Source organism: Chryseobacterium artocarpi, from assembly GCF_001684975.1.
Taxonomy (GTDB): domain Bacteria; phylum Bacteroidota; class Bacteroidia; order Flavobacteriales; family Weeksellaceae; genus Chryseobacterium; species Chryseobacterium artocarpi.
Genome location: NZ_MAYH01000023.1, coordinates 162,458 through 185,922 on the forward strand (window position 1 = coordinate 162,458; position 23,465 = coordinate 185,922).

Sequence of the window (23,465 nt, forward strand, 5' to 3'; positions counted from 1 at the left end):
AATTTCACTTATACATTACAATATATGAAGATAAATCCTGTTATACGCAATAGTGAATAACTGAAGAAATGGAAAATAAAAAATCCCCTGAAAATCTACATTCTTCGGGGGACTATTTTTTTACTTATTGTAAAGTACTTAAGCATGTGTGATGTTTTTTCTGTCTGAAATTACATTTAGAGTTACTCCTAGTAAAATAAGAGTTATTCCTATTAGTAAATTGGTAGTGAATTGTTCATGAAACATTAATACACTTACCATGACAGCAACTACAGGTTCCAGAGCTCCTAAAATAGCGACCGGAGTAGAACCGATATACTTAATGGCATATACCAGGCACAAACTGGAAATTACCGTAGTAAGAAATGCAAAAATAAGAAAGTTAACAAAGATGGTTGTTGAAGGGATAGCAAATGATTGATGTCCTATAACAGATTTGGTCATAAAAAACAAAGAGGTAAAAAGCATAGAGTAAAAGGTAAGCTTAAATCCTGAAACTTTTAAATTCGATTTATTGACGATCACAATATATAGCGCATAGAACAGTGAACTTAGCATTACAATTCCCAATCCTTTAAAATTGATTTCAAAACCATTTCCCTTAAGACATAAAACAATTACCCCTGCAAAAGCAAGAAATAGTGAAACGACAGATAGTTTAGTAAGCCTCTCTTTATAAAAGAAAAACATGATCAAAGCTACAATCACCGGATAGATGAACAGAACTGTAGAAGCAATTCCTGGGGTAAGAAAATCATAGCCTATAAACAGAAACTCTGAGGAAAGGGCATAGCACACTCCAAGAATAGCAAGAATTAAAGCTTCTTTTTTATTAATTCTAAATTTTTGCTTAGAATAGATGAGATATCCACCCACCATTAAAGCAGAAAAGAAAAACCTGTAAAACAGTGTAATATCCATTGAAAAATGAGCCTGCTTGATTGGCAGAATAAAAATAGGAATCAACCCGTATGAAACTGCTGACAAAACGCCCAATAAATAACCCTTAAGTTTCATTTGCTCTTTATAGTTTATAGTTTTTAAAATAAAAAACCACTGAATCAATCAGTGGTTTTTTTATGTTGTTTAAAGATTAGATCGGTTTAAAACTTAATCCCTGTTCCTGCAGTAATATTTGTTCCTGCTCTTTATAGTAACCACTTACTAATTTATCGTGAATCGCTTCAAATGCGGCAAGAGTTTCATTAATCTCTGCATCAGTATGAGACGCGGTTGGAATTAATCTTAAAAGAATCATTCCCTTCGGAATTACCGGATATACTACAACTGAAGTAAAGATTCCATAATTTTCTCTAAGGTCTTTTACTAAAAGAGTAGCTTCTACAGGAGTTCCCTGCATCATTACAGGAGTTACACAAGTGTTGGTGTCTCCAATATTGAATCCTCTTTCTTTTAATCCGTTCTGTAGTTTACCTACATTTTCCCAAAGTTTAGCTTTAATCTCAGGTCTTGATCTCAATAGCTCTAATCTTTTCAATCCTCCGATTACCATTGGCATCGTAAGAGATTTTGCAAAGATTTGTGATCTTAAGTTAAATTTCAGGTATCTGATAATTTCTTTGTCACCCGCAAGGAATGCCCCGAAACCAGCCATTGACTTAGCGAAAGTAGAAAAGTATACATCAATCTGATCATTACAATCCTGCTCTTCACCAACTCCAGCACCTGTTTTACCCAGTGTTCCGAAGCCGTGAGCATCATCTACTAAAAGTCTGAACTGATATTTTGATTTAAGTTCGCAAATCTCCTTGATCTTCCCTTGTTGTCCTCTCATTCCGAAAACCCCTTCGGTAATTACAAGAATACCACCTCCTGTTTCTTCAGCTACTTTCGTTGCTCTCTGAAGGTTTTTTTCAAGACTCGCCATATCGTTGTGCTTGTAGGTAAATCTTTTACCTGAATGAAGTCTTACTCCATCCACGATGCAGGCATGAGAATCCATATCATAAACAATTACATCATTTCTGCTTACCAAAGCATCAATGGTAGAAACCATTCCCTGGTAACCGAAGTTCAATAAATATGCTGATTCTTTTTGTACGAAGTCTGCCAATTCTCTTTCCAACTGAAGGTGCTGATCTGTTTCTCCAGACATTGCTCTTGCTCCCATTGGATAGAACATTCCGTATTCTGCAGCCGCCTTTGCATCTGCTTCTATTACTTCAGGATGATTGCATAATCCTAAATAATCATTGGCACTCCAGAAAATTACTTCTCTACCCTGAAATTGCATCCTCGGACCGATAGGTCCTTCTAGTCTTGGGAAAATAAAATAACCTTCTCCATAATCTGCAAATTGTCCAAGAGGTCCTGGATTTTCTTTTATTCTTTCAAAAATATCCAACATTGTATCGTAATTTTTAAGTAAAAAAGCCTTTTTTGTAGAACACGCAAAAGGCTTTATTTATATCGTGATTTTATTTATTCTTATTTAATAAACTCTGTTTTGAAAACTTCGTCATAGTTGTGAACACAGTTGTTAACAAAACCTTGTTCAGCCATCCACTTGTCACTGTACACTTTGGTGATGTACCTGGAACCGTGATCCGGGTATATTAAAACAACCACATCATTTTCTGTTAATTCATGAGATTGTACGTATTGCATTAATCCCTGAGTTACAGCTCCTGTCGTATAACCTCCCATAATAGCTTCTTTTAAAGCGATCTCACGGGTTCTGTAGGCAGCCATTTCATCATTTACCCTTACAAATTCATCCACCTTGTCGAAAAGCAGGGCAGAAGGAATTAAATTTTTCCCCATTCCTTCAATCTGATAAGGATGTACATCTTCTTTGTGTATCTCACCTGTCTCGTGATAGCTTTTTAATATAGATCCGTCTGCATCCACCCCGATAATCTTAATATCCGGGTTCTTCTCCTTCAAAAACTTTGCTGAACCAGACAATGTTCCTCCTGTTCCGGTGCACGCAAAAAGGTGAGTGATCTTACCTTCTGTCTGTTCCCAGATTTCAGGACCTGTAGTCTGATAGTGGGCATCAATATTCAGTTCATTAAAGTACTGATTGATGTAAATAGAATTGGGAGTTTCCAAAGCGATTCTTTTCGCTACTTCATAATAAGATCTTGGATCATCCGCCGGTACATTGGCAGGACATATATAAACAGTAGCTCCTAATGCTTTAAGATAAGCAATTTTCTCAGGTTTTGTCTTGTCGCTTACTGCGAGAATACATTTATATCCCTTAATGATACATACCATTGCAATAGAAAACCCAGTGTTTCCGGAAGTTGTTTCTACAACCACGGAATCTTCTTTCAATAAGCCTTTTTTCTCTGCGTTCTCTATAATATGAAGTGCGATTCGGTCTTTGGTGGAATGTCCAGGATTATATGATTCTAACTTGGCATAAACGGTTGCTGGAATATCTTTTGTCACAGTATTTAGCTTCACCATAGGAGTATGTCCTATTAGGCCAAGAATATTATCGTAAACATTACTCATTATTTGTTATTTTCAATAAAAATCTGACTGCAAAAATACAAAAAAATAAATAATTACTAAACTTTTGTTTGATTTCTAGGGCATCGTTTCGTAAAAAAATATTTTTCTGTTTACAGTTTTAGCACGAGTATAATCGCAAATTTTGCGCCAAGTTTTTAAAATTTGTTAAAAACAATATAAAATAATATAAAAGCCTTATTTTCGCATAATTGATTTAATACTATGAAAAATTGGACTTTTAGGCAATGGAACACCGTTTTAGGATGGGTGATTTTCGTCATTGCGTTTTTCACGTACTTGTCCACAATAGAACCCAATTTCAGTTTTTGGGATTGTGGTGAGTACATTTCTTCTGCAGTAAAACTTGAAGTAACGCACGCTCCCGGAGCGGCTTTATTCCAGATAGTGGGTGCCGTGGCAGCCATTTTTGCATTAGGGAAAGGCGAAAATTACTCCATCGTAATCAACGCGATGTCTGCATTGTTCAGTGCGCTGACTATTTTATTTTTGTTTTGGACGATTACTCATTTCGTGAGAAGGATGCTAAACAAAGATTTTGATGAAATTACGAAACATCAGGAAATTTCTATTTTATTTGCCGGAGCGGTGGGAGCACTTTGCTTCACTTTCTCAGATACATTCTGGTTCTCGGCTGTAGAAGGAGAGGTTTACTCTATGGCTTCTATGTTTATCGCGCTTTTGGTCTGGTTGATCACAAAGTGGGAAAATGAGTATAAAGCGGCAGACAATGAAAGATGGATTATCCTTATTTTCTTCATTTTAGGACTTTCTGTTGGGGTACACATGATGTGTATGCTGGCGATTCCTGCAGTATGTCTTGTATATTATGCAAGAAATTATAAGTTTACCTGGAAAAACTTTATCTGGGCAAACCTTACTACTCTTGGGATTTTGATTATTGTTTTCAAAATTATTTTCCCTCTTATTATGACAATGTTCGGAAGATTGGAAATTTTCTTCGTGAACGGTCTTGATCTTCCATTCCATTCAGGAACAATTGCAGCATTTATTTTAATGGTTGCGATCTGCTATTTCCTGCTTAAATATGCGAGAAAAGCAAAAAGAAACATTTATCAGACGGTTGCTTTATCGGTAGTTTTCATGATGATCGGATTCTCTTGCTGGATGGTTATTCCAATCAGAGCAAATGCTAATCCGCCAATGAACCTTAATGATCCTGATACTGCAATTGGAATGCTGGATTATTATAACAGAGAGCAATATGGTGACTGGCCAACGATGTATGGACAGAACTATACAGCTTTCCTTGATGCAAACGGAATTGAAAAAAATGAAGACGGAAGTTTTAAAACAAAAAAGACTGGTGAAATCTATGAAAAAGATGAAAAAACCGGAACTTACAGAAAGACAGGTGACCGTTTCAATTATGTATTCAATAAGTCTCAGGTAAGCCTTATGCCTAGAATGTTTAATGAGGATAAAGATGTAATGGCAAACTATATTTCCATGTACGGAGCTCCTGATTTTACATTCAATTATGCGAATGAAGATGTGGCAGATAATCCTCAGGCTAAGCAGATTTTCGATGAATTAAGGACAAAATATGAAGATAAATCGATTACTGCAGCAGATTATTTAAAGGTAAAACCTTACAACCTTATTAATGTTCAGAAGCCTTCATTACTTCAGAATATGGATTATTTTATTTCTTTCCAGAATGGTTATTACTTTGTAAGATACCTGATGTGGAACTTCGTAGGACGACAGAATGATCTTGAAGGAAACATGGAGATTACTAAAGGAAACTGGATTTCCGGAATTCCTTTTATTGATAGTGTAAATGTAGGAAATCAGGATAAGATGCCTGCGAAATTTAAAAATGAAAGTACAGTTGCATTCTTCTTCTTACCTTTAATCTTAGGGTTAATCGGATTCTTTTTCCAATTAAACAGAGACTTTGGAAGATTCTATGCACTATTATCATTATTCATTTTAACAAGTGTCGGAATTATTTTCTATACAGGAGTAAAACCTTTTGAACCAAGAGAAAGAGATTATGCAATGGTAGGTTCATTCTATGCCTTTGCAATCTGGATCGGATTGGGAGCGGGAGCTATTTTATGGTTCTTCCAATCTAAAATCAAATCTAACGGTGCCAATGTTGCACTTGGAGCAGTTTTATTAGGAGTTCCTTTTATGATGGGCTTCCAGAACTATAATGTTCACGACAGAAGTGAGAGATATACTGCATACGATTACGCATATTCAGTATTAAAATCATTACCGAAAAACGATATCTTATTCGTGTACGGTGATAACGATACTTATCCGGTTTGGGCTATCCAGGAAACGGAAAGGTTCAGAGATGATGTGAAAGTAGTCAACTTTACTCTTGCTTCAACACCTTGGAACCTTGATCAGATCAAAAGAAAAACATATAATGCAGCAGGAATCCCAAGTCAGTTGACTCATGAAGATTATAGAGATGGTGTAAATGATCAGATCTACATGATGAAGAAAGAAGACTGGGAAGGAGTTTTCTCTATGTTGAAAGAACAGGGAGTTCCGGATACAGAGTTCCAGGCTTTCAGAAAGTATCTTACACAGGATTCTTTAACATTGAAACAGGCAATCGAATTTATTAAATTCAAATCTCCTGAAAAAGATCAGTTATTGAAAATGTACTTCGGAGAAGAGAAATACGAGAAGTACAACATCCTTCCGGTAAACAAATTCATTCTTCCAGTAAACAAGGAAAATGCATTAAAAGCAGGAATCATTAACCAGGCAGATCTTCCAAACGTAGCAAATCAGATCATGATTACTTACAAAGGAAATACACTTTATAAAAACAACCTGATCTTGATGGATCTATTGGCAAACTTCGATTGGAAGCGTCCGATTAACTTCTCATCAGGAGGAATTTATGACAGTGAAAATATTTTCTTCCTTAATGATTATCTTCAGTTTGACGGATTCAGTTATAGATTAATCCCAATTCAGACACCACCATCAGAAGACGGAGATATGGGTAGAGTAGATCCAAATGCACTTTACAATGTAGTGAAAAACTTCAGATGGGGGAACTTCAAGAATCTGAACACTCATTTTGATGAAACGGCTACTTCTAATATCATCAGCTACAGAATGTCAGCAAGCAGAGCAGCATCAGCACTTGCACTAAGCGGACAGAAAGCGAAAGCATTAGAAATTCTGGATCTTGCCGCAAAAGAAATTCCAGCTGAGAAATATAACGATCCACGTTCATTAAGCTCAATTGTAACAGGATATATTATCGCAGGACAGGAGCAGAAAGGATTACAATTGGCAGAAGTACTTAAGAAAGGAATCTTTGACGAATATGATTATTATATGAGTCTTTCAAAATCTGATCAAAGCTATTTGAGAAGACAAATGAGAACAAAACCAATGGAATATTCTTTAGTAGTAGCAGCGGTTACGGATGCCTACAATAAGATCGGACAAAAAGAAAAAGGGTATGCTTACCTTGTGAAATCCATTGAGCCGATTGATAAAAAATTCAATGCTTTTATAAAAGAACTTCAGTTGATGGGAAGAGAAAAAGCAATGAAGGAATCTGATGATGTACAAAAGATCACACCATTCTATCAATATTTATTTGACGTAATGGAGCCTTATGATTCTACTTATTCGAAAGAAAAAGAAAATCAGATCACTTCAGCAATGATGAAGGCAACACAATAAAATACTTTAAAAAACGGAACTTCGGTTCCGTTTTTTTTGTTATTGGGAATCCTGAATTTTAAGATTATATTTGTGAAACTAAAAATGCATAATGGCTGAAACACAAAATAGCAAGCTTCCTATCTATGCCGTAATTGTTACGGTTGTTTTTAAACTTCTTTTTTTATTGACGCATTATATTCAGGAGGATGCTTTCATTACCTGGAGAGTTGCTCAGAATCTATTAGATTATGGAGTAATCGGTTTCAATGGAGATACCAAAATTTCAGCATCTACTACTCATTTGTACGTTTTTGTGTCTTATATTTTCAATTTGATTTTCGGAAAGGAATACTTTATTGAACCCCTTCTGATCTTCAATTCTATTCTTTTTACGATAGGAACTTTATTTTTATCTCATTTACTTCTTAAAAATCCTTGGCAAAAAGTCATTTTTATATTCTTAATCGGTATTGTACCGCCGGCAATTAAGATTTCAATTCTTGGAATGGAATACGGAATCCTGTTTTTTCTGGAGATGTCTCTATTATATTACGGATTCAATAAAGGGAAAAAATGGGTCTTGACACTTCTTCCGATCCTGATCATGTTCACAAGAATCGATACTGTTATATTCCTTGGAATTGTATTTCTTGTTGATGTGTTTTGGAATAAAAAAATCAGATGGAATTATGTTTTTGGTGGAATTTTAGGAGTATTATCTACTGTTGCCTTTAACTGGTTTTACTTTGGTGAGATTGTTAATAATACCATTACAGCAAAAAAACTTCTTTATGAACAGCAATCTACTTTTGCCCAAAATGTAGATTATTTTCTGGTAAGTTTTGGTAACTTCTGGGGAATGCTGAAAGTACCCGGAAACTTCAATCCGATTACAATTATTGTCCTTATTTTTGAATTACTTTGTTTTATTTACCTGATCAGACAACGAGAAAAAAGAAACTATTTCCTTTGGATGATTTTCATTTTCGGATGGACAAAACAAATTATTTTTCTTTCTCAAAAAAGTTTATTTGATTGGTATTATTGGGTTCCGCAGCTCTTACTTTTCGTTCCCGTTCTTATTTTTGTATTGGAGCAAAAAGAAAAAAGAAATCTGTGGCTTTCATTACTTGTCGTATTCTATATTGCTCCTATGTTGGCTTTCCAGACCATTCATGCTATTGCTACCGGAAATGGAGAATGGAACTACCGAAGAACCATCGGAATATTTTTAAATCAGTATGAAAAAGATAAAAAACAATGGATTTTACTGGAACCTGCAGGCTATGTTCCTTATTTTTCAGGACTAAAAACCATTGATGAAGTTGGATTGGTTGACAAGCAGATTCAGGAGGAAATTAAAAAGGATAAAACCAATTACTGGATCAATACTGTAAAAGACAGGAAGCCAAAATATCTGCTTTCTTACCAGAATTTATATGAAAGCAAAAATGCAGACTATTATCAAACCCATTATAAATTATTAAAAGAATTCAGAGTAAAAGATCACCTGAAAAGTGATAATAAAATACTTGAAAAAATCTATAATCTAAAACCTTCCGGAACAGACTATAACTTATACATCAGAGTAGATTAAAAATATAACTTTGAAATGTAGACTCCTGCAACCCACTATCTAAAACCTAAAACCTAACTTATGAAATATTGTGCTTTTCTCCGCGGTGTCAATGTAAAAGGAACTAATATGAAAATGGCAGATGTTTGTCAGGTTTTCAAAGATAGCGGAATGAAAGATGTGGTTTCCATACTTGCCTCTGGAAATATAGTATTTTCATCTGATAAAAATGCCGATGAATTAAAAATAATTCTGGAAAAAGCTATGTCAGAACACTTTTCTTACGAAGCTTTTTTATTCATAAAATCTCAATTAGAAACAGAAAAGTTCTGGAATAGTATTCCATTTGAAAAGAATGATGATCTTCATATTTATGGTTTTGTTGGAATGGCTGGTGTAGAAAATGTTTTAATGGAGGAGTTTGAAAAAGCTGCCCAAACTGAAAATGAAAAAGCTGAAATCATTAATGATATGTTTTACTGGCAGGTCCCGAAAGGCAACACATTAGATTCTACCTTTGGAAAAGTCTTAGGCAAGAAGAGTCTTAAAGATCAGATGACCAGCAGGAATGTCAATACATTTGAAAAGATTTTGAAAAAGATGACGTAGATCCTAGTTACAACACATACAGAATTTGAGAAACCTGTATTATTAACAGAATAAAAGATATCATGTAATTCAATAGGAACGGGCTTTAGCCCGTTCTTTTTTATTAAAAATCCATTGGCTTTAGCCAAAATTTTGAACAATTGTTATCTTAATAGAGGAAATAAAATGAACCGCTCTCATGTCTAATATAATATTGCTTTGTTGGAAGCAAAGATTTTCAGGCAAGTATTATGCTCAGATTTTTAAGCCACAAATGATTTATTCGTGCATTAGTGGCTAATCTAAAAACAGTGTTCAATTTTATCATAGATAAAATCCTTACGTCTTAAAGCTGCTAATGTTTAATATAAATTGCTCCTTTGCGATACCCAATAGACACAGAAAAAACTCAGCAAAGTTGAAAATGTAATCAAATCTTCATCAAAAATAATAATTAAATCAAAATGGCATCATTATGTTTCTTAAACCCTAAACTAGAAACCAAATAATTTCCATTTCTAAAACTTTCTCAGTATTTTTACTGAACTTTTTAATTACAACAAAATGATTCAGTATTTAGATAATATTCAGCACAAAGATTCAAAGAACTTTTTCCTTATTGCAGGACCTTGTATTATTGAAGGAGAAGATATGGCATTGAGAATTGCTGAGAAAGTGATTAACATTACAGATAAGTATAATATTCCATATATTTTCAAAGGAAGTTTCAAAAAGGCAAATAGAAGCCGTGTAGATTCTTTTACAACAATTGGAGAAGAGAAATCTCTTGAGATCCTTAAAAAAGTAGGAGAGACGTTCAACATTCCTACCACTACAGATATTCATGAAAATGAGCACGCGGCTTTGGCTGCTCAATATGTTGATGTTCTACAGATTCCTGCGTTTCTTGTACGTCAGACAGACTTATTGGTAGCTGCGGCAAAAACAGGAAAATGTGTGACTTTGAAAAAAGGACAGTTCCTTTCTCCGGAAGCTATGAAGTTTGCTGTTCAGAAAGTTACGGATTCTGATAATCAGAAAGTGGCAATCATTGAAAGAGGAAATTCTTTCGGATATACAGATTTGATCGTAGATTACAGAGGAATTCCTACCATGAGAGAATATGCTCCGGTAATTTTAGATGTTACCCATTCTTTACAGCAGCCTAACCAAAGTTCAGGAGTTACAGGTGGAAGACCAGACCTTATTGAAACTGTGGCTAAAGCAGGTATCGCTGTAGGAGCAGACGGAATTTTCATTGAAACACATCCAACTCCGGAAACAGCTCTATCTGATGGAGCTAATATGTTAAGGCTGGATTTATTAGAAGATTTATTACAAAAATTAACAAGAATTAGAGAATCGATTTTGTAATTGTTAAAAAAACATTAATTTTAGAAATTCTAAAATATTTCTTTTGAAAAAACTAGTTTTACCGCTAAGCCTTATGGTCCCGATGCTTATTTTCTCTCAACAAAGAAAAAAAGATACGGCGACCACTAAAGTGAACGATATAGAGGAAATTGTATTCCAGAAAAAAACAACAGGAAGAACCAATGACCTTACCAATATAAAAATTTCTGCAAAAGAAGCTAAAGCTGTAGCTTCTATCAGTGGAGGAATCGAAGGATTACTTAAAACATTACCTTCCGTAAACTCCAATACGGAGCTTTCTTCCCAATATATGGTTCGTGGTGGAAACTATGACGAAAACCTTATCTACATCAATGATATAGAGATTTACAGACCTTTCCTGATCAGAAATTCTCAGCAGGAAGGGATGAGTATCATTAATCCGGATATGGTTTCAACTGTTAATTTCTCAGCAGGAGGATTTGAAGCTAAATATGGTGATAAAATGTCTTCTGCTCTAAATATTTATTATAGAGAACCGGAAAAATTCGAAGTCTCAGGAGAAGCAAGTTTGATTGGTGGTAGATTAACAACTGGATTGGCATCAAAAAATAAAAAATTCACGGCTTTATTCTCAGGAAGGTACAGAAATACGAATCTTGTTCTTAATACCTTGAAGGAAGACACCAATTTTAATCCTAGCTATTGGGATTTTCAGTCGTACCTGAACTATCATGTGAATGATAAGCTTTCCATGTCGTTCATTGGATATTATTCCAAGAATGATTATGAAATGATTCCTAAAGAAAAAAAGGTTGAGTTCGGAAGTCAGTTGCAGCCAATGTCTGTTGATATAAACTATTGGGGAAAGGAGAATGACCAATATAAAAATATGATGGGAACTTTCTCTTTGAACTATAAACCTTCAGATCAATGGAAGTTTACAATGGATGCTTTTGCCTATCAGAATAGAGAGAGAGAATATTATACAATTCAATCTGCCTATCAATTACAGGTAATTGATCCTATTACTCAACAGCCGGTTTCATCCTACGATGGAGGCAGCCAGATAGATCATGCAAGAAATGATTTATTTGTAAGAACTTACGGAACACAGTTCAGAGCGAAGTTTTCTCCTAGTGTGAACAGTGACATTGAAGTTGGATTTAAATATGAAAAAGAAAATCTAAAGGATCTTACCAATGAATGGAGAGTGGTAGACTCTGCAGGATACAGTCTTCCAAGACCTGAAGTTATTGATCCAAGAACAAATCCTACATCAGGAAACCTTCGTTTATTCTATTATATTGCAGGGAAAAACAATATTGAACCTACAAGATTATCAGCTTATGCACAATATTCCCATAAGTTCTATTGGGGAGCAAGCAAAATGTTTGTTAATGCAGGGGTAAGAGTTTCAAACTGGAGTTTCAATAAAGAAACAATTTTCTCACCAAGATTCCAGGTGGCGCTAAAACCGGATTGGGATTCCGATATGTTGTTCAAACTTTCCGGTGGAATTTACTATCAGGCACCATTCTATAAAGAAATTAAGGACCTGAATGGAGATTTCAATTCCAATATAAAATCACAGCGTTCCATGCAGTTAATTCTTGCTAACGACTATGAATTTTATATGTATGACAGACCATTCAAGCTTACAACAGAGCTTTATTACAAAAAAATGGATAATCTGATTCCATACTACATGGATAATGTAAGGGTTCGTTACTCAGGGCAAAACAATGCTAAAGGATATGCTTACGGGATTGATACAAGATTATTTGGAGAATTTGTTCCGGGAGTAGATTCTTGGTTGTCTGCAAGTTATGCAAGAGTGTATGAAAATATTGACGGCAAAGGAAACATTCCAAGATCTACGGATCAAAGATTGAGAGTTGCTATGTTCTATCAGGATTATATGCCACAATTTCCTTCTATGAGAGTAAACCTTACGTTAACTTATGCTATGGGATTACCAACAGGTTCACCAGTGTTATTCAATGACAATGGACAGCCTGACTTTAATGCAGCATACAATTATCAAAAAACACTTACCTCCTATAAAAGGGTAGATATAGGATTATCAAAAGTATTTATAGACCCAAAGGATAAGAATAAAAGATCCGGTTTCTGGGGAAATTTTCAGGAGCTGACTTTAGGTGTTCAGGTTTTCAATGCATTTAACATTAATAATGCAGTGGCAAACCAATGGATTACAGATTATAATTCAAACAATATTTATCCTGTTCCGGTATATCTTACAGGGCGTTTCTTTAACGTTAAGTTAGAATTTAAACTATAGAGACAGAAGTTCCAAGTTAAATTTTTCTGACAGTATTTTTAAATCTATTGAATCAGTAAAAATTAATCCAAGAATAAAGATCAAAGCTTTCGGATTTTTCCGGAAGCTTTTTTATTTTCCTGAATTTTATAACAACATTACAAAATTTTATAACAATGGTATCCCGGATATTTTTAACTTTGTCCTATCAATGAAAAAGATTCTTGCCATATTATTCTCTATTTTCTACTTCGGATTCTCTTCCGGAGCAGCATTTAGCGTTCATTATTGTATGCAGGAATTTGTTTCTGTAAGTCAGAAAGTTGATGATATTTGTGGTAAATGTGGCGTTAAAGATAAAAAAGGATGCTGCAAAACAGAGATTAAACTTGTAAAAGTAGATGATTCCCAAAAGTCTGATTTGCTTAAAATCGATTTTTTAAGTCAGATTTCAGAAATTCCGGTGAAACATCAGTTTGTTTTTACAGATAAATCATTCTCTGCAACAAAGTTTACTCAGATTCAGATCAACGGACCTCCGGATTACAAACCGGTACCTATCTATATCAATCATTGTAATTTTAGAATTTAGAATCCGTCCGTCGTTTCCGGTGTTAAACAACATTGTGAAAGATGACATGCCTTGACGCATTACCTGTGCGTTACATTATTCTTTATTAAAAAATTAATTCTAAAATTTAAAACAATGAAAAAGTATATCATTACAGCAGCACTATCTTTATTTTCAATTGCTTCACTTTCAGCACAATCTAAAAAAGATGCTCAGGTTTCAAAGCTATATCAGAACTATATTGCAATCAAATCAGCTTTAGCCTCTGATGATGCAGACAAAACTTCAAAAGCTGCTACAGAATTTATTAAAACAGCTTCTACAATTGATTATAAGCTAGTTTCAGAAGGAAATCTTAATATTCTTAGAAAAGATGCTTCCGTTATTTCTGAAGCAAGAACTGTTGCTGCTCAAAGAGAGACATTCCTCAATCTTTCAGACAATATGATTGCTCTTACAAAAGAGTTCAAACTTTCTGAAAAACCGGTATATGTACAATATTGCCCGATGGCTGACGGTAGTTGGTTAAGTGATGAAAAACAGATCATGAATCCATACTACGGAAAATCTATGCTTTCATGCGGAAGTGTAAAGTCAGAAATTAAGTAATATATTGTATTAATCATTAAAACAATAAGTTGCGCGATTTACTTTATATTTGAATTTAAGTCGCGTAGCTTTTTAAAAGTTCGAAATATTATGAAAAAACTAATAATGTTTCTGGTGCTTTTATTCTCTGTTTTTACTTTCGCACAAACTACAAAATCCTATTATACATGTCCTATGCACCCTGAGGTCTTATCTTCAAAACCTGGAGACTGCCCGAAATGCAAGATGACATTGGTAAAGAAAACTGTTGTTGCAAGACCGGCTGTAAAGCCCGTACCTAAAATAGAACCAAAAGCAAAACCGGTAGAAACTAAAGTCAATAAAGCTAAAATTGAGGAAGTTAAGAAACCAATTTCAGTTAAAAGAGCTGAGAAAGCTCAGAGTGATAAACCAGCTTTAAAATCTGAAAATAAATCTCAATCTCAGATCTCCTATACTTGTCCCATGCATCCGGAAGTTGTTTCTGATAAACCAGGAAAGTGCCCAAAATGTGGAATGGAGCTGGTTGAAAAAGAAGATCATAAACACGCCATCGTTGAGAATCCAAAAGAGGAAAAATCAGTTTTAAAAAGAAATTCAGAAAACGGGAAGGTTACTTTTGGAGGGAAAACCGTTCGTTATGACCTATACGTAAAAGATACTATCGTCAATTTTACAGGAAAAAATAGGAGAGCACTTGCTATCAACGGTAAACTTCAGGCTCCGACCTTATATTTTACAGAAGGAGATACGGCAGAAATTTATCTGCATAATATGTTAAAGGAAAATACTGGGCTTCACTGGCATGGAGTAATTTTACCTAATGAACATGACGGAGTTCCATATCTTACAACAAAACCCGTAAAACCAGGAGAAACACATTTATATAAGTTTAAAATCTCTCAAAACGGAACCTACTGGTACCATTCACATGAAGCATTGCAGGAACAGATAGGAATGAACGGAATTTTGGTATTTAAAAAGAGAGATGGAGAACCCAAAACCGAATATAATGCAGAAATTCCTGTATTATTAGGAGACTGGAGTGATGATGATCCAATGCAGATTGCACGTAGGCTTCACATGGCAAATACAGATTGGTACGCCGTGAAGAAAAATGCGGTTCAGAGTTATTGGGAAGCTATTAAGTCCGGAAATTTCGGAACAAAAGCTTTAAACGAATGGAAAAGGATGGAAGCTATGGATGTAAGTGACGTATATTATGATAAATTTTTAATCAACGGAGTTCCAAGTTCTGACTATTCCAATTTGAAAGCTGGTGATAAAGTAAGATTAAGAGTTGCCAATGGAGGTTCATCCACTTATTTCTGGCTGAATTATGGTGGCGGCAAAATAAAAGTTGTGGGAAATGACGGAAATGATGTAGTTCCTGTAGAAGTAGACCGCCTGATTGTAGGAGTTTCGGAAACCTATGATATTGAAGTAACCATTCCTGAGAATAAGAGTTTTGAATTCCGTGCTACCTCGGAAGACAGGATAGGGCACGCTTCACTTTGGCTGGGTTCCGGTGAGAAAATAGAGGCTCCCAATTTACCAAGATTAATGCTTTTTGAAGGAATGAAAATGATGAACGGAATGATGGAAATGAGCGGAAATATGAAGCCAATGACGATGACAATGGGAAATCAGATGATGGACATGAATGAAGTAATGTATCCGGAAATTCCTGAAAGTCAAAGAAAAACGACTGCAAAGCATATCAAGGAGATGATGGGCGTGAAAACGAAAGAAGAGAAAGAAGATCATTCTCAACATACAGGAATGGATATGAAGGAAGAAAAAACCATCAAAAGACTGTCTTACAATATTTTAAAATCTCCCGAAAAAACAATTCTTCCAACAGATAGCGTTCGAAATATGAAGTTTACATTGGAAGGAAATATGAATCATTATCTGTGGACACTGGACAATAAAACGGTCACAGAAACAGATAAGATTTTGATTAAAAAAGGAGAAATTTTAAGAATCAAATTGTATAATAACTCTATGATGCGTCACCCGATGCACCTTCATGGACATGATTTCAGATTGATTAATTCAAAAGGAGAGTATTCACCACTGAAAAATGTAGTAGATATTATGCCGATGGAGACTGTTACGATTGAATTTGCTGCGAATCAGGATGGAGATTGGTTTTTCCATTGTCATATTCTGTATCACATGATGGCGGGAATGGGTAGAATCTTCAGTTATGAAAATTCAAAACCGAATCCACAGCTTCCCAACAGAAAATTAGCTTGGAAGAACTTTTTGAAAGACAATAAGATGGTAAGTTCAATGGCAATGTTGGATGTGGCAAGCAATAAGATCCATGCAGAAACTATGACGATGTTCGGACCAAGATGGGCAAACTTAAATGAATTTCATACCAATTGGAACTTTGACCATTTTGAAGGAAGTGTAAAAGCAGGACGATTTTTAGGTAAATTCCAATGGGCACTTCCATACGCGGGATTCAGATTCCAGAAAAATCATGAGATCATGGAAAGACAGATGGCTGAAGATATGGGAATGGATTTTCATGGTAAGAAAACATGGTTTGGACAGCAAAAAGCTTCCAAAAGCAAGTATTCATTCATTATTGGTATGCAATACGTATTGCCAATGTTAATTACCGCAGATGCCAGTGTAGACCATAACGGGAAAGTATTGTTGGAGCTGAGCAGAGAAGATATCCCGATTTCCAGAAGATGGAGAGGAAACTTCAGTGTTAATTCTGACGGTGAATTTTCTACAGGCTTGAGATATATCGTTCAGAAATGGTTGTCTCTTTCCGGAAACTATGATAATGAAATGGGCTGGGGAGCCGGTGTTACCTTGACCTATTAATTTATAACTCTATTATTTTATAAAATCAGTCAGAAACAATGAAAAATATAATAACCGTACTATTAGTTGGAGCTACATTATATTCATGTACTAAACCCGAAAATAAAGTCTCTGAAAGGAAGACAACGGAACCGGAAATTAAAAACGTAGACAAAACCGAGCCCGCCGTTGCTTCAAATCAAAGTCAAGAAGTAAAAGAACGTTCAGAAGAAAATAAACAGGAAACCGTTGAACTCTCAGCCTTTCCGATACAGCAAGTAATCAAAGGCTATCTTCCTTTGAAAAATGCTTTGACTCAGGATGATGCTGAAAAAGCGTCCAATGCCGCTAAGACTTTGTTTTCTATATTAAAGAGAATAGATGTTAGCAAGATCAATGTAAAAAACACTTCCGAAGTACGTGATATTTTGGAAAGCGCAACAGAAAATGCAGAACATATTGGGGATAATGCTAATGATATAGAACATCAGAGAGAGCATTTACTTTCTTTGAGTAATGATATTACAGATTTAATAGGAGAAGTAGGAACCGGTGGATTAAAATTATATCAGGATTTCTGTCCTATGTACAATAATGGAAAAGGAGGAACTTGGATTAGTGAGACAAAAGAAATTGTCAATCCTTATGAAGGATCAAAAATGCTCAACTGTGGATCTGTAAAAAAAGTTTTGTAGACAGATGAGCATCCTTATTAAAAGAATACTGTTCATCTTCTTCCTTATTTTTTTAATAATTCAGGTGATTCAGCCTGTTCGTAATATTGATTATGGGCAGGTATCTTCATCTGACCTTTCAAAGGTTTATAAGGTTCCTAAAAATGTAGAATCTATTTTGAAAACCTCATGCTACGATTGCCATAGTAACTCAACTGAGTATCCTGTTTATGCCTATATCCAACCATTAAGTTTTTTTCTTGAGAATCATATCAAAGAAGGAAAAAAAGAATTGAACTTTAGTGAATGGGGGCTTTACAGCAAGAGGAAACAGTCTAATAAATTAGAAGCTGTTGAAAATCAGATAAAGCAAGGTAAAATGCCATTTTCTTCATACCTTTATCTTCATCACGATGCAAAACTGTCTGATGAAAAGATTAAAGAAGTTGTGAATTGGATAGAATCAACCAGAGCGGAAAGCAAAAAATAAACAAATAAAGACAGTCAGTCTATAGCCGGAAATTATTTCCGGCTATTTTTTATAGTTCAAGTTCAATAATTTTCCTTGCCATTTTTTGATTGATACTTTCAGGAATTAAACTCATCATAAAATTACGGAAGGAATTCCCATGTTCCCATTGTGAAATCTTTCCAATAGTACGGCTTGTATTAACAATATAATCTACCTTTTTTCTCCTGATTTTCTGAAATTCCTTGAATACTGCATTAAAATCTTTATTTCTTTCTAATAAACGACCAATGATATAAGCGTCTTCAATAGCCTGGCATGCACCTTGTCCCATATTGGGTGTAGTTGCATGAGCTGCATCACCAATCAGACAAAGATTTTCAGAATACCATTGAGGAATAGGAGTAAGGTCAGAAATATCATTACAGATAATATTTTCTTTTTCGGTTGCTTCTATAAGATTTAAAGCCAAAGAATCAAAATCTTTAAAAATTTCATTAATTTCCAAATATCTATCGAAGCTTTTCTCATTAATACAGGCATACCAATATACTTTTTTCTCAGAAATCTTTACAAATCCAAAGCGCTTTCCTTTTCCCCAAAGCTCAAAAGCCTCATGATGATACTTTTCCGGTAGTTCAAAATCCACGAGACCACGCCAACACTTTTGCCCGGAACTTCGTATGCTTCCTGTTTTTAAAATCTGATTTCGCACTTGAGATTTAATGCCATCAGCTCCAAAGACTATTTTACTTTCCAGCTGAGCCCCATTTTCAAAATTGAGAATATAGTTTTCCTTTTTTTCTATTTTCTTTAAAGAATGATTGAGTTCAATGGATTTCGAATGCAGATTTTCAGCAAGAATTCGTTGTAATTCTGCTCTGTGAATAGCGACATTACAGGATTTATATTTGTTTTCCAACTCAAGGATTTCCGTTTTTGAAAATGCTTTTAAAGATTCGTTGGATAGAGTGATTTTGTGAATTTTATTTCCTGAATTCTCAATTTTCTTCTTTAAACCCAGTTTGTCAAAAACCTGCATAGCATTCACAGCCATCATGATTCCAGCGCCTACGGGTTTTATTTCTGAAGCAGATTCATAGATGGTAAAATCATATTCATTTTGCTGAAGCACATTTCCCAGGGTGAGTCCGCCAATTCCGGCTCCGATGATTGATATTGCTTTCATTGTTTAGTTTGTAAAGTGATTTTCAGGAAAAATTTTTTGCCACGAATTCACGAATAAAATTTCCGCACGTTATAGTAACTTTATAGTTTAATTTATTTTCGTAGAAATTTCGATGTTCTTATGTGATGAAATCATTTTTTAACAACATAGGAACATAGGGTTTGTGGTAAATAAAAATTATTCGCGCATTAGTGGCAATTTATAGATCCAGAATCTTTGTAATTTTCCAGCCTTAAGATTATAAAGTCAAAATATAACTTTCCGATACTTTTTTGAAGCCATATCTATTAAAAAACTGATGCGCTCCATGATTATTCACTCCGCTTTCCAGGAGAATAAAGCTTATATTCCAGTTTTTAGATTCCTCAATCGCTTTCTCTAAAAGTTTACTTCCCAGAGACTGTCCTCTCACAGATTGATCTAAGAGCATGTCTTCCAAAATTGCATATTTTTTAAAAGGACTGTTAATCACATTAAAAACCATCATACCTACAATTTCACTGTTTTCATTTTCAGCAATTAGAATATTAAGTTTAGAACTTCCATCAGAATTGAAATCGGTCAGTAATTGTTCTGTTAAAATAACATTCAGGTCAGGATTCCAATGGTGTGTATCCAGCGCTCTGCCAGACATCATTTCACCATGAGAAATATAGGAATCTGTTTTATGGGTAATAAAAAAATCTACGAGCTCTTTAACTCGGGCTTTATCCGTGAGCCACTTTGTAGTATATTTCATGATTGTTTTGGGTTTATTTTAATTTCTTTAATTCTTCCAGTAATTGATTCTGTTTGTTGATAAACTGATCCAGGCTATCTGTTTTTAAAGGATGTCCCTTTTGATATTTTTCAATTTCAGGAAGTGTTTTTCTGATTTTAAAGGCTGTATATAAGCTATTCATATCAGCATTGTTTTGATTTATCCGAGCAATAAGCATATTTACACTCGAGATTTTTACACTGTATTGGTCTTTACTGAACTGAACATCCTTCTCAATTTGCTTTTTGGTCAAAGAGTCTGTGATTGATCTTGCAGCATTTTCTGCTTCCCGGTAAAAAGATTCAGACTTATTGATTATTTCTTCATACGTATTTATAACTTTTCTTGATTCTTTTTGAGTATTGAAAATTTTTTCATCAAGTACTTTCAGTTTTTTATCATTCTTAATCAGTTCAGAATAGGTTTTATCAATAAGGTTATCTCCGCGATAGCTTTCAAATGAGCCTGAAACTGAAGATTCTGCATTATCAATAGCATTTTCTACTATGGGTTTATTTTGTTGTCTTATATCTCCACAGGAAAATATTGATACAATAAACACAGAGGCAAAAAATATTTTTTTCATGATAATTGTCGTTTTAATTGATTACAAATTTCGATCAACGGAAGGCAAATCAAAATCCTTATTTTCAAAATTTAAAGTAAAGTTAACGTCGAAAGTATTTCTGGTTGCTTTTATTTCTAGTATATTTTGTTGAATAGAAAAATACGATAATTTATATTTATCCTGAGCACCAGGAAAAATTTCAGAGCTTTGGCTTAAGTGCATGATAGGTTTGTTATGAGGCAGGATGAAAATTTCCTGATCTAAAAAGATAATGTCTGCTGTATTGAAGGCATAGCCACCTGTGTTACGTCGTGGAATATCCTTGAATCTGATGTCTACATTTTTTATCAGCTGATAATTTCTTTTCTTTATATGTTGAAAGAAAGCTTTACGCATATGATTGACATAGGTAATACATCCAATATAAATCAAGATGGTTAATATAAAAGCTCCGACAAAAAGAGAAGACATGTCATCCATAGATACAAAAATAAAAAAACGGAGCCTGAAAACAGACTCCGCCTATAAAATTGTTTGTGCTAAAATTATTTACCTAAATAAGACTTAAGGATCTTACTTCTGGTATTGTGTTTTAGTCTCTTAATTGCTTTTTCTTTGATCTGACGAACTCTCTCTCTTGTAAGATCGAAAGTTTCACCGATTTCTTCTAAAGTCATTGGGTGTTTTCCGTTCAATCCGAAGTATAATCTTACCAAATCAGCCTCTCTTGGAGTTAAAGTATTTAATGCTCTTTCGATTTCAATTTGAAGAGATTCAAGCATTAAGTCTTTATCTGGACTTGGAGATTCTCCTGAACGTAATACATCATAAAGATTAGAATCTTCACCTTCTACTAAAGGTGCATCCATAGACAGGTGTCTACCGGAGTTTTTCATTGATTCTTTAATATCTTCCTCACTCATGTCAAGAACTTCAGCCAATTCTTCCGGAGAAGGTGGTCTTTCGTTTTCCTGCTCAAGGTGAGCATATGCTTTATTAATTTTATTGATGGAACCAATTTTGTTCAACGGAAGTCTTACAATTCTTGATTGCTCAGCTAGCGCCTGTAAAATTGATTGACGGATCCACCATACTGCATAAGAGATAAATTTGAAACCTCTAGTTTCATCGTACCTTTTTGCCGCCTTCATTAATCCTAAGTTACCTTCATTGATCAAATCGGGTAAGGAAAGACCTTGGTTTTGGTATTGCTTAGATACAGAAACTACGAAACGAAGGTTGGCTTTGATTAATTTCTCAAGTGCAGCTCTGTCGCCAGCACGTATTCTTTGTGCCAATTCTACTTCTTCGTCCGCAGTGATCAGTTCCACTTTACCAATTTCCTGCAAATACTTGTCTAATGAAGCAGTTTCCCTGTTGGTAACCTGCTTAGTGATTTTTAATTGTCTCATTTATTTTATCCTCAAAAAAGAGTTACTATATAGTATACGTATGGAAACATAAAAAGGTTACACAAGTTTTACTTTTTTATTAAATATTTGATTCAAAGGTTAATTTAATCAATCGATGATCCTATAATCTTCAAACAAAAAAACGGAACCAAAGTCCCGTTTTTATTTATATCTATTAAGATTTTATTTTTAATTAGAATAGCTCGTTCAATAGCTTAGCCAATCTCAATCCTCCGTACAATAACTGTCTTTCAAGAGTGTCATTGAACTTATATTGATAGTCGTAAGATAATTTTGAATCGTTTGGAGTCTGAGCATAGATTTTATTTGCGATTTTGTGAGAATCATACAACCAGTCTTCTAAAGTCCCGGACTGAATCTGTGCCACTTCTTCTTTAGATTTAATATCCAAAAGTTTAGAATATTCTGTGTAGCTGTATTTTTGAGAATCAACCAATTTTCCATCCCAAACAGAGTGTAAATTTGTTTTATCTCCAAAATAGGTAACATTAATTTTGTTTCCACCTAAATCTTCAGCTCTTCCTACGTGCAATGGCTGTGCAAGATCTCCCATAATATGGATTAAGAAGATCAAAGCAATTTTTCTGTCTTTTTCAGAAGTATTCTTATCCTTGATCTGGCTGGATAATGTGTTTACCTGGGTATAAAGACTTGGTCCCGCCTGCAATTTTAAATTTTGTTCAAAATTTTTAAAATCTGTCTGTGGGTCAATGTTTACATAGTGCCATGATGACGCCTGCTTCCATACTCCTGTTGTATCAGATTTGATAAAGTCTGGCCAGTTTGCCCAATAAGCAAGACGTTCTTTGCCCATTATTTTTTTGATCTCCCTTTTTGCCTTTCTGGAAAGGTGGTTTTCTGCGATGTCTGCAATTACTCTGTGCCCCGTCAATCCCCACGCATAAGAATAAAGTGAAGAGGAAATGAATGCTAAAATCAGAATTTTAGAATAAATACTTTTCATTTTAAATAACAATTTTCAGTCAGCAAAGATACGCTCACTTTCTGAATGAACATGAAATATCTTGAATTTATTCTTCAGAATATGTTAATAAAATTTAATCTAAATAAAGTAGAGAATTATATTATTTTGTAAAATAGATTGTAACGATAGCTAAGATATAAGGCACACTGTATGTTATTCGTTATTTGTTTTAGTATTGATTTTAGTTATTATATTAAATTTATTATTTTAATTAATAAAATTTGTAAAACATTGATTTTTAATACATAAATTTAATTTTTAAACTTGAGTGTTTGGATCGTTTTACCGTATTTTTACGGAATTTACTTGAAACTATTCCTTTTAATGTCAATTAATTAGTATTTTTCGGATAAAATTATTGGGAAAATATTTTTTCAAACTTGCGAGATATATTATCTTTACAAGTCATAATCACAGGAAAC

At 34.3% G+C, this 23,465-nt stretch carries 19 protein-coding genes; 10 read left to right on the forward strand and 9 right to left on the reverse strand.

Annotation, left to right across the window (positions count from 1 at the left end; translation table 11 throughout):
- Positions 1 to 138 precede the first annotated feature (138 nt).
- The 3 genes from BBI01_RS08730 to BBI01_RS08740 all read right to left on the reverse strand — a co-directional run bounded on the left by BBI01_RS08730 (position 139) and on the right by BBI01_RS08740 (position 3,486).
- On the reverse strand, positions 139 to 1,017 hold the full coding sequence (locus BBI01_RS08730) for an EamA family transporter (protein ID WP_065394300.1): 879 nt from the start codon (positions 1,015 to 1,017) through the stop codon (positions 139 to 141).
- 76 nt (positions 1,018 to 1,093) lie between these two features.
- Positions 1,094 to 2,365, reverse strand: coding sequence for an aminotransferase class I/II-fold pyridoxal phosphate-dependent enzyme (locus BBI01_RS08735; RefSeq protein WP_185114352.1), 1,272 nt, complete (start codon positions 2,363 to 2,365; stop codon positions 1,094 to 1,096).
- Positions 2,366 to 2,448: 83 nt separating this feature from the next.
- A complete protein-coding gene (locus tag BBI01_RS08740) occupies positions 2,449 to 3,486 on the reverse strand; it encodes a PLP-dependent cysteine synthase family protein (protein ID WP_065394302.1) in 1,038 nt (345 codons plus the stop codon).
- A gap of 222 nt (positions 3,487 to 3,708) precedes the next feature.
- Here BBI01_RS08740 and BBI01_RS08745 point away from each other — a divergent pair, with 222 nt between their 5' ends.
- The 10 genes from BBI01_RS08745 (at position 3,709) to BBI01_RS08790 (ending at position 18,129) form a co-directional block, all read left to right on the forward strand.
- Complete coding sequence (locus BBI01_RS08745; protein ID WP_065394303.1) at positions 3,709 to 7,194, forward strand: glycosyltransferase family 117 protein; 3,486 nt, start codon at positions 3,709 to 3,711, stop codon at positions 7,192 to 7,194.
- A gap of 91 nt (positions 7,195 to 7,285) precedes the next feature.
- Positions 7,286 to 8,773: a DUF8728 domain-containing protein gene (locus tag BBI01_RS08750; RefSeq protein ID WP_065394304.1), complete on the forward strand. Its 1,488-nt coding sequence runs from the start codon at positions 7,286 to 7,288 to the stop codon at positions 8,771 to 8,773.
- A 60-nt stretch (positions 8,774 to 8,833) separates the two neighbouring features.
- Positions 8,834 to 9,361 (forward strand): DUF1697 domain-containing protein, encoded by a 528-nt coding sequence (locus BBI01_RS08755; protein ID WP_065394305.1) that lies wholly within the window; start codon positions 8,834 to 8,836, stop codon positions 9,359 to 9,361.
- Between the two features lie 543 nt (positions 9,362 to 9,904).
- Positions 9,905 to 10,714, forward strand: coding sequence for a 3-deoxy-8-phosphooctulonate synthase (gene kdsA, locus BBI01_RS08760; RefSeq protein ID WP_047095820.1), 810 nt, complete (start codon positions 9,905 to 9,907; stop codon positions 10,712 to 10,714).
- A 43-nt stretch (positions 10,715 to 10,757) separates the two neighbouring features.
- Complete coding sequence (locus tag BBI01_RS08765; protein WP_065394306.1) at positions 10,758 to 12,998, forward strand: TonB-dependent receptor plug domain-containing protein; 2,241 nt, start codon at positions 10,758 to 10,760, stop codon at positions 12,996 to 12,998.
- Between the two features lie 190 nt (positions 12,999 to 13,188).
- Complete coding sequence (locus BBI01_RS08770) at positions 13,189 to 13,569, forward strand: HYC_CC_PP family protein (RefSeq protein ID WP_065394307.1); 381 nt, start codon at positions 13,189 to 13,191, stop codon at positions 13,567 to 13,569.
- Between the two features lie 114 nt (positions 13,570 to 13,683).
- The gene (locus BBI01_RS08775; protein WP_065394308.1) at positions 13,684 to 14,157 is read left to right on the forward strand and encodes a DUF3347 domain-containing protein; all 474 of its coding nucleotides are present in this window, start codon (positions 13,684 to 13,686) and stop codon (positions 14,155 to 14,157) included.
- A 105-nt stretch (positions 14,158 to 14,262) separates the two neighbouring features.
- Positions 14,263 to 16,986, forward strand: a complete 2,724-nt coding sequence (locus BBI01_RS08780; protein WP_083190060.1) for a multicopper oxidase domain-containing protein — start codon at positions 14,263 to 14,265, stop codon at positions 16,984 to 16,986.
- 38 nt (positions 16,987 to 17,024) lie between these two features.
- On the forward strand, positions 17,025 to 17,660 hold the full coding sequence (locus tag BBI01_RS08785) for a DUF3347 domain-containing protein (RefSeq protein ID WP_065394309.1): 636 nt from the start codon (positions 17,025 to 17,027) through the stop codon (positions 17,658 to 17,660).
- Positions 17,661 to 17,664: 4 nt separating this feature from the next.
- On the forward strand, positions 17,665 to 18,129 hold the full coding sequence (locus tag BBI01_RS08790; RefSeq protein WP_065394310.1) for a heme-binding domain-containing protein: 465 nt from the start codon (positions 17,665 to 17,667) through the stop codon (positions 18,127 to 18,129).
- 49 nt (positions 18,130 to 18,178) lie between these two features.
- Here BBI01_RS08790 and BBI01_RS08795 read toward each other — a convergent pair whose 3' ends face one another.
- The 6 genes from BBI01_RS08795 to BBI01_RS08820 form a co-directional block, all read right to left on the reverse strand.
- Positions 18,179 to 19,297: an FAD-dependent monooxygenase gene (locus BBI01_RS08795; RefSeq protein ID WP_065394311.1), complete on the reverse strand. Its 1,119-nt coding sequence runs from the start codon at positions 19,295 to 19,297 to the stop codon at positions 18,179 to 18,181.
- A gap of 238 nt (positions 19,298 to 19,535) precedes the next feature.
- Entirely contained in the window at positions 19,536 to 20,036 is a 501-nt protein-coding gene (locus BBI01_RS08800) for a GNAT family N-acetyltransferase (RefSeq protein ID WP_065394312.1), read from the reverse strand.
- A gap of 13 nt (positions 20,037 to 20,049) precedes the next feature.
- Positions 20,050 to 20,643, reverse strand: coding sequence for a hypothetical protein (locus BBI01_RS08805; RefSeq protein ID WP_065394313.1), 594 nt, complete (start codon positions 20,641 to 20,643; stop codon positions 20,050 to 20,052).
- A 21-nt stretch (positions 20,644 to 20,664) separates the two neighbouring features.
- Positions 20,665 to 21,105 carry a hypothetical protein gene (locus tag BBI01_RS08810; protein ID WP_065394314.1) on the reverse strand — a complete coding sequence of 147 codons (441 nt, stop codon included), beginning with the start codon at positions 21,103 to 21,105 and terminating at the stop codon, positions 20,665 to 20,667.
- Between the two features lie 65 nt (positions 21,106 to 21,170).
- On the reverse strand, positions 21,171 to 22,037 hold the full coding sequence (locus BBI01_RS08815) for a sigma-70 family RNA polymerase sigma factor (protein WP_002979276.1): 867 nt from the start codon (positions 22,035 to 22,037) through the stop codon (positions 21,171 to 21,173).
- A 193-nt stretch (positions 22,038 to 22,230) separates the two neighbouring features.
- A complete protein-coding gene (locus tag BBI01_RS08820) occupies positions 22,231 to 23,022 on the reverse strand; it encodes a S1/P1 nuclease (RefSeq protein ID WP_065394315.1) in 792 nt (263 codons plus the stop codon).
- Positions 23,023 to 23,465: the final 443 nt, after the last annotated feature.

Bases quoted from the DNA above. Each gene is read 5' to 3' on its own strand.
- BBI01_RS08775 (WP_065394308.1), top strand. From the start codon at position 13,684: ATGAAAAAGTATATCATTACAGCAGCACTATCTTTATTTTCAATTGCT.
- BBI01_RS08795 (WP_065394311.1), bottom strand. From the start codon at position 19,297: ATGAAAGCAATATCAATCATCGGAGCCGGAATTGGCGGACTCACCCTG.
- BBI01_RS08740 (WP_065394302.1), bottom strand. From the start codon at position 3,486: ATGAGTAATGTTTACGATAATATTCTTGGCCTAATAGGACATACTCCT.
- BBI01_RS08800 (WP_065394312.1), bottom strand. From the start codon at position 20,036: ATGAAATATACTACAAAGTGGCTCACGGATAAAGCCCGAGTTAAAGAG.
- BBI01_RS08750 (WP_065394304.1), top strand. From the start codon at position 7,286: ATGGCTGAAACACAAAATAGCAAGCTTCCTATCTATGCCGTAATTGTT.
- BBI01_RS08815 (WP_002979276.1), bottom strand. From the start codon at position 22,037: ATGAGACAATTAAAAATCACTAAGCAGGTTACCAACAGGGAAACTGCT.
- BBI01_RS08780 (WP_083190060.1), top strand. From the start codon at position 14,263: ATGTTTCTGGTGCTTTTATTCTCTGTTTTTACTTTCGCACAAACTACA.
- kdsA (WP_047095820.1), top strand. From the start codon at position 9,905: ATGATTCAGTATTTAGATAATATTCAGCACAAAGATTCAAAGAACTTT.
- BBI01_RS08755 (WP_065394305.1), top strand. From the start codon at position 8,834: ATGAAATATTGTGCTTTTCTCCGCGGTGTCAATGTAAAAGGAACTAAT.
- BBI01_RS08820 (WP_065394315.1), bottom strand. From the start codon at position 23,022: ATGAAAAGTATTTATTCTAAAATTCTGATTTTAGCATTCATTTCCTCT.
- BBI01_RS08785 (WP_065394309.1), top strand. From the start codon at position 17,025: ATGAAAAATATAATAACCGTACTATTAGTTGGAGCTACATTATATTCA.
- BBI01_RS08805 (WP_065394313.1), bottom strand. From the start codon at position 20,643: ATGAAAAAAATATTTTTTGCCTCTGTGTTTATTGTATCAATATTTTCC.
- BBI01_RS08745 (WP_065394303.1), top strand. From the start codon at position 3,709: ATGAAAAATTGGACTTTTAGGCAATGGAACACCGTTTTAGGATGGGTG.
- BBI01_RS08810 (WP_065394314.1), bottom strand. From the start codon at position 21,105: ATGGATGACATGTCTTCTCTTTTTGTCGGAGCTTTTATATTAACCATC.
- BBI01_RS08790 (WP_065394310.1), top strand. From the start codon at position 17,665: ATGAGCATCCTTATTAAAAGAATACTGTTCATCTTCTTCCTTATTTTT.
- BBI01_RS08730 (WP_065394300.1), bottom strand. From the start codon at position 1,017: ATGAAACTTAAGGGTTATTTATTGGGCGTTTTGTCAGCAGTTTCATAC.
- BBI01_RS08770 (WP_065394307.1), top strand. From the start codon at position 13,189: ATGAAAAAGATTCTTGCCATATTATTCTCTATTTTCTACTTCGGATTC.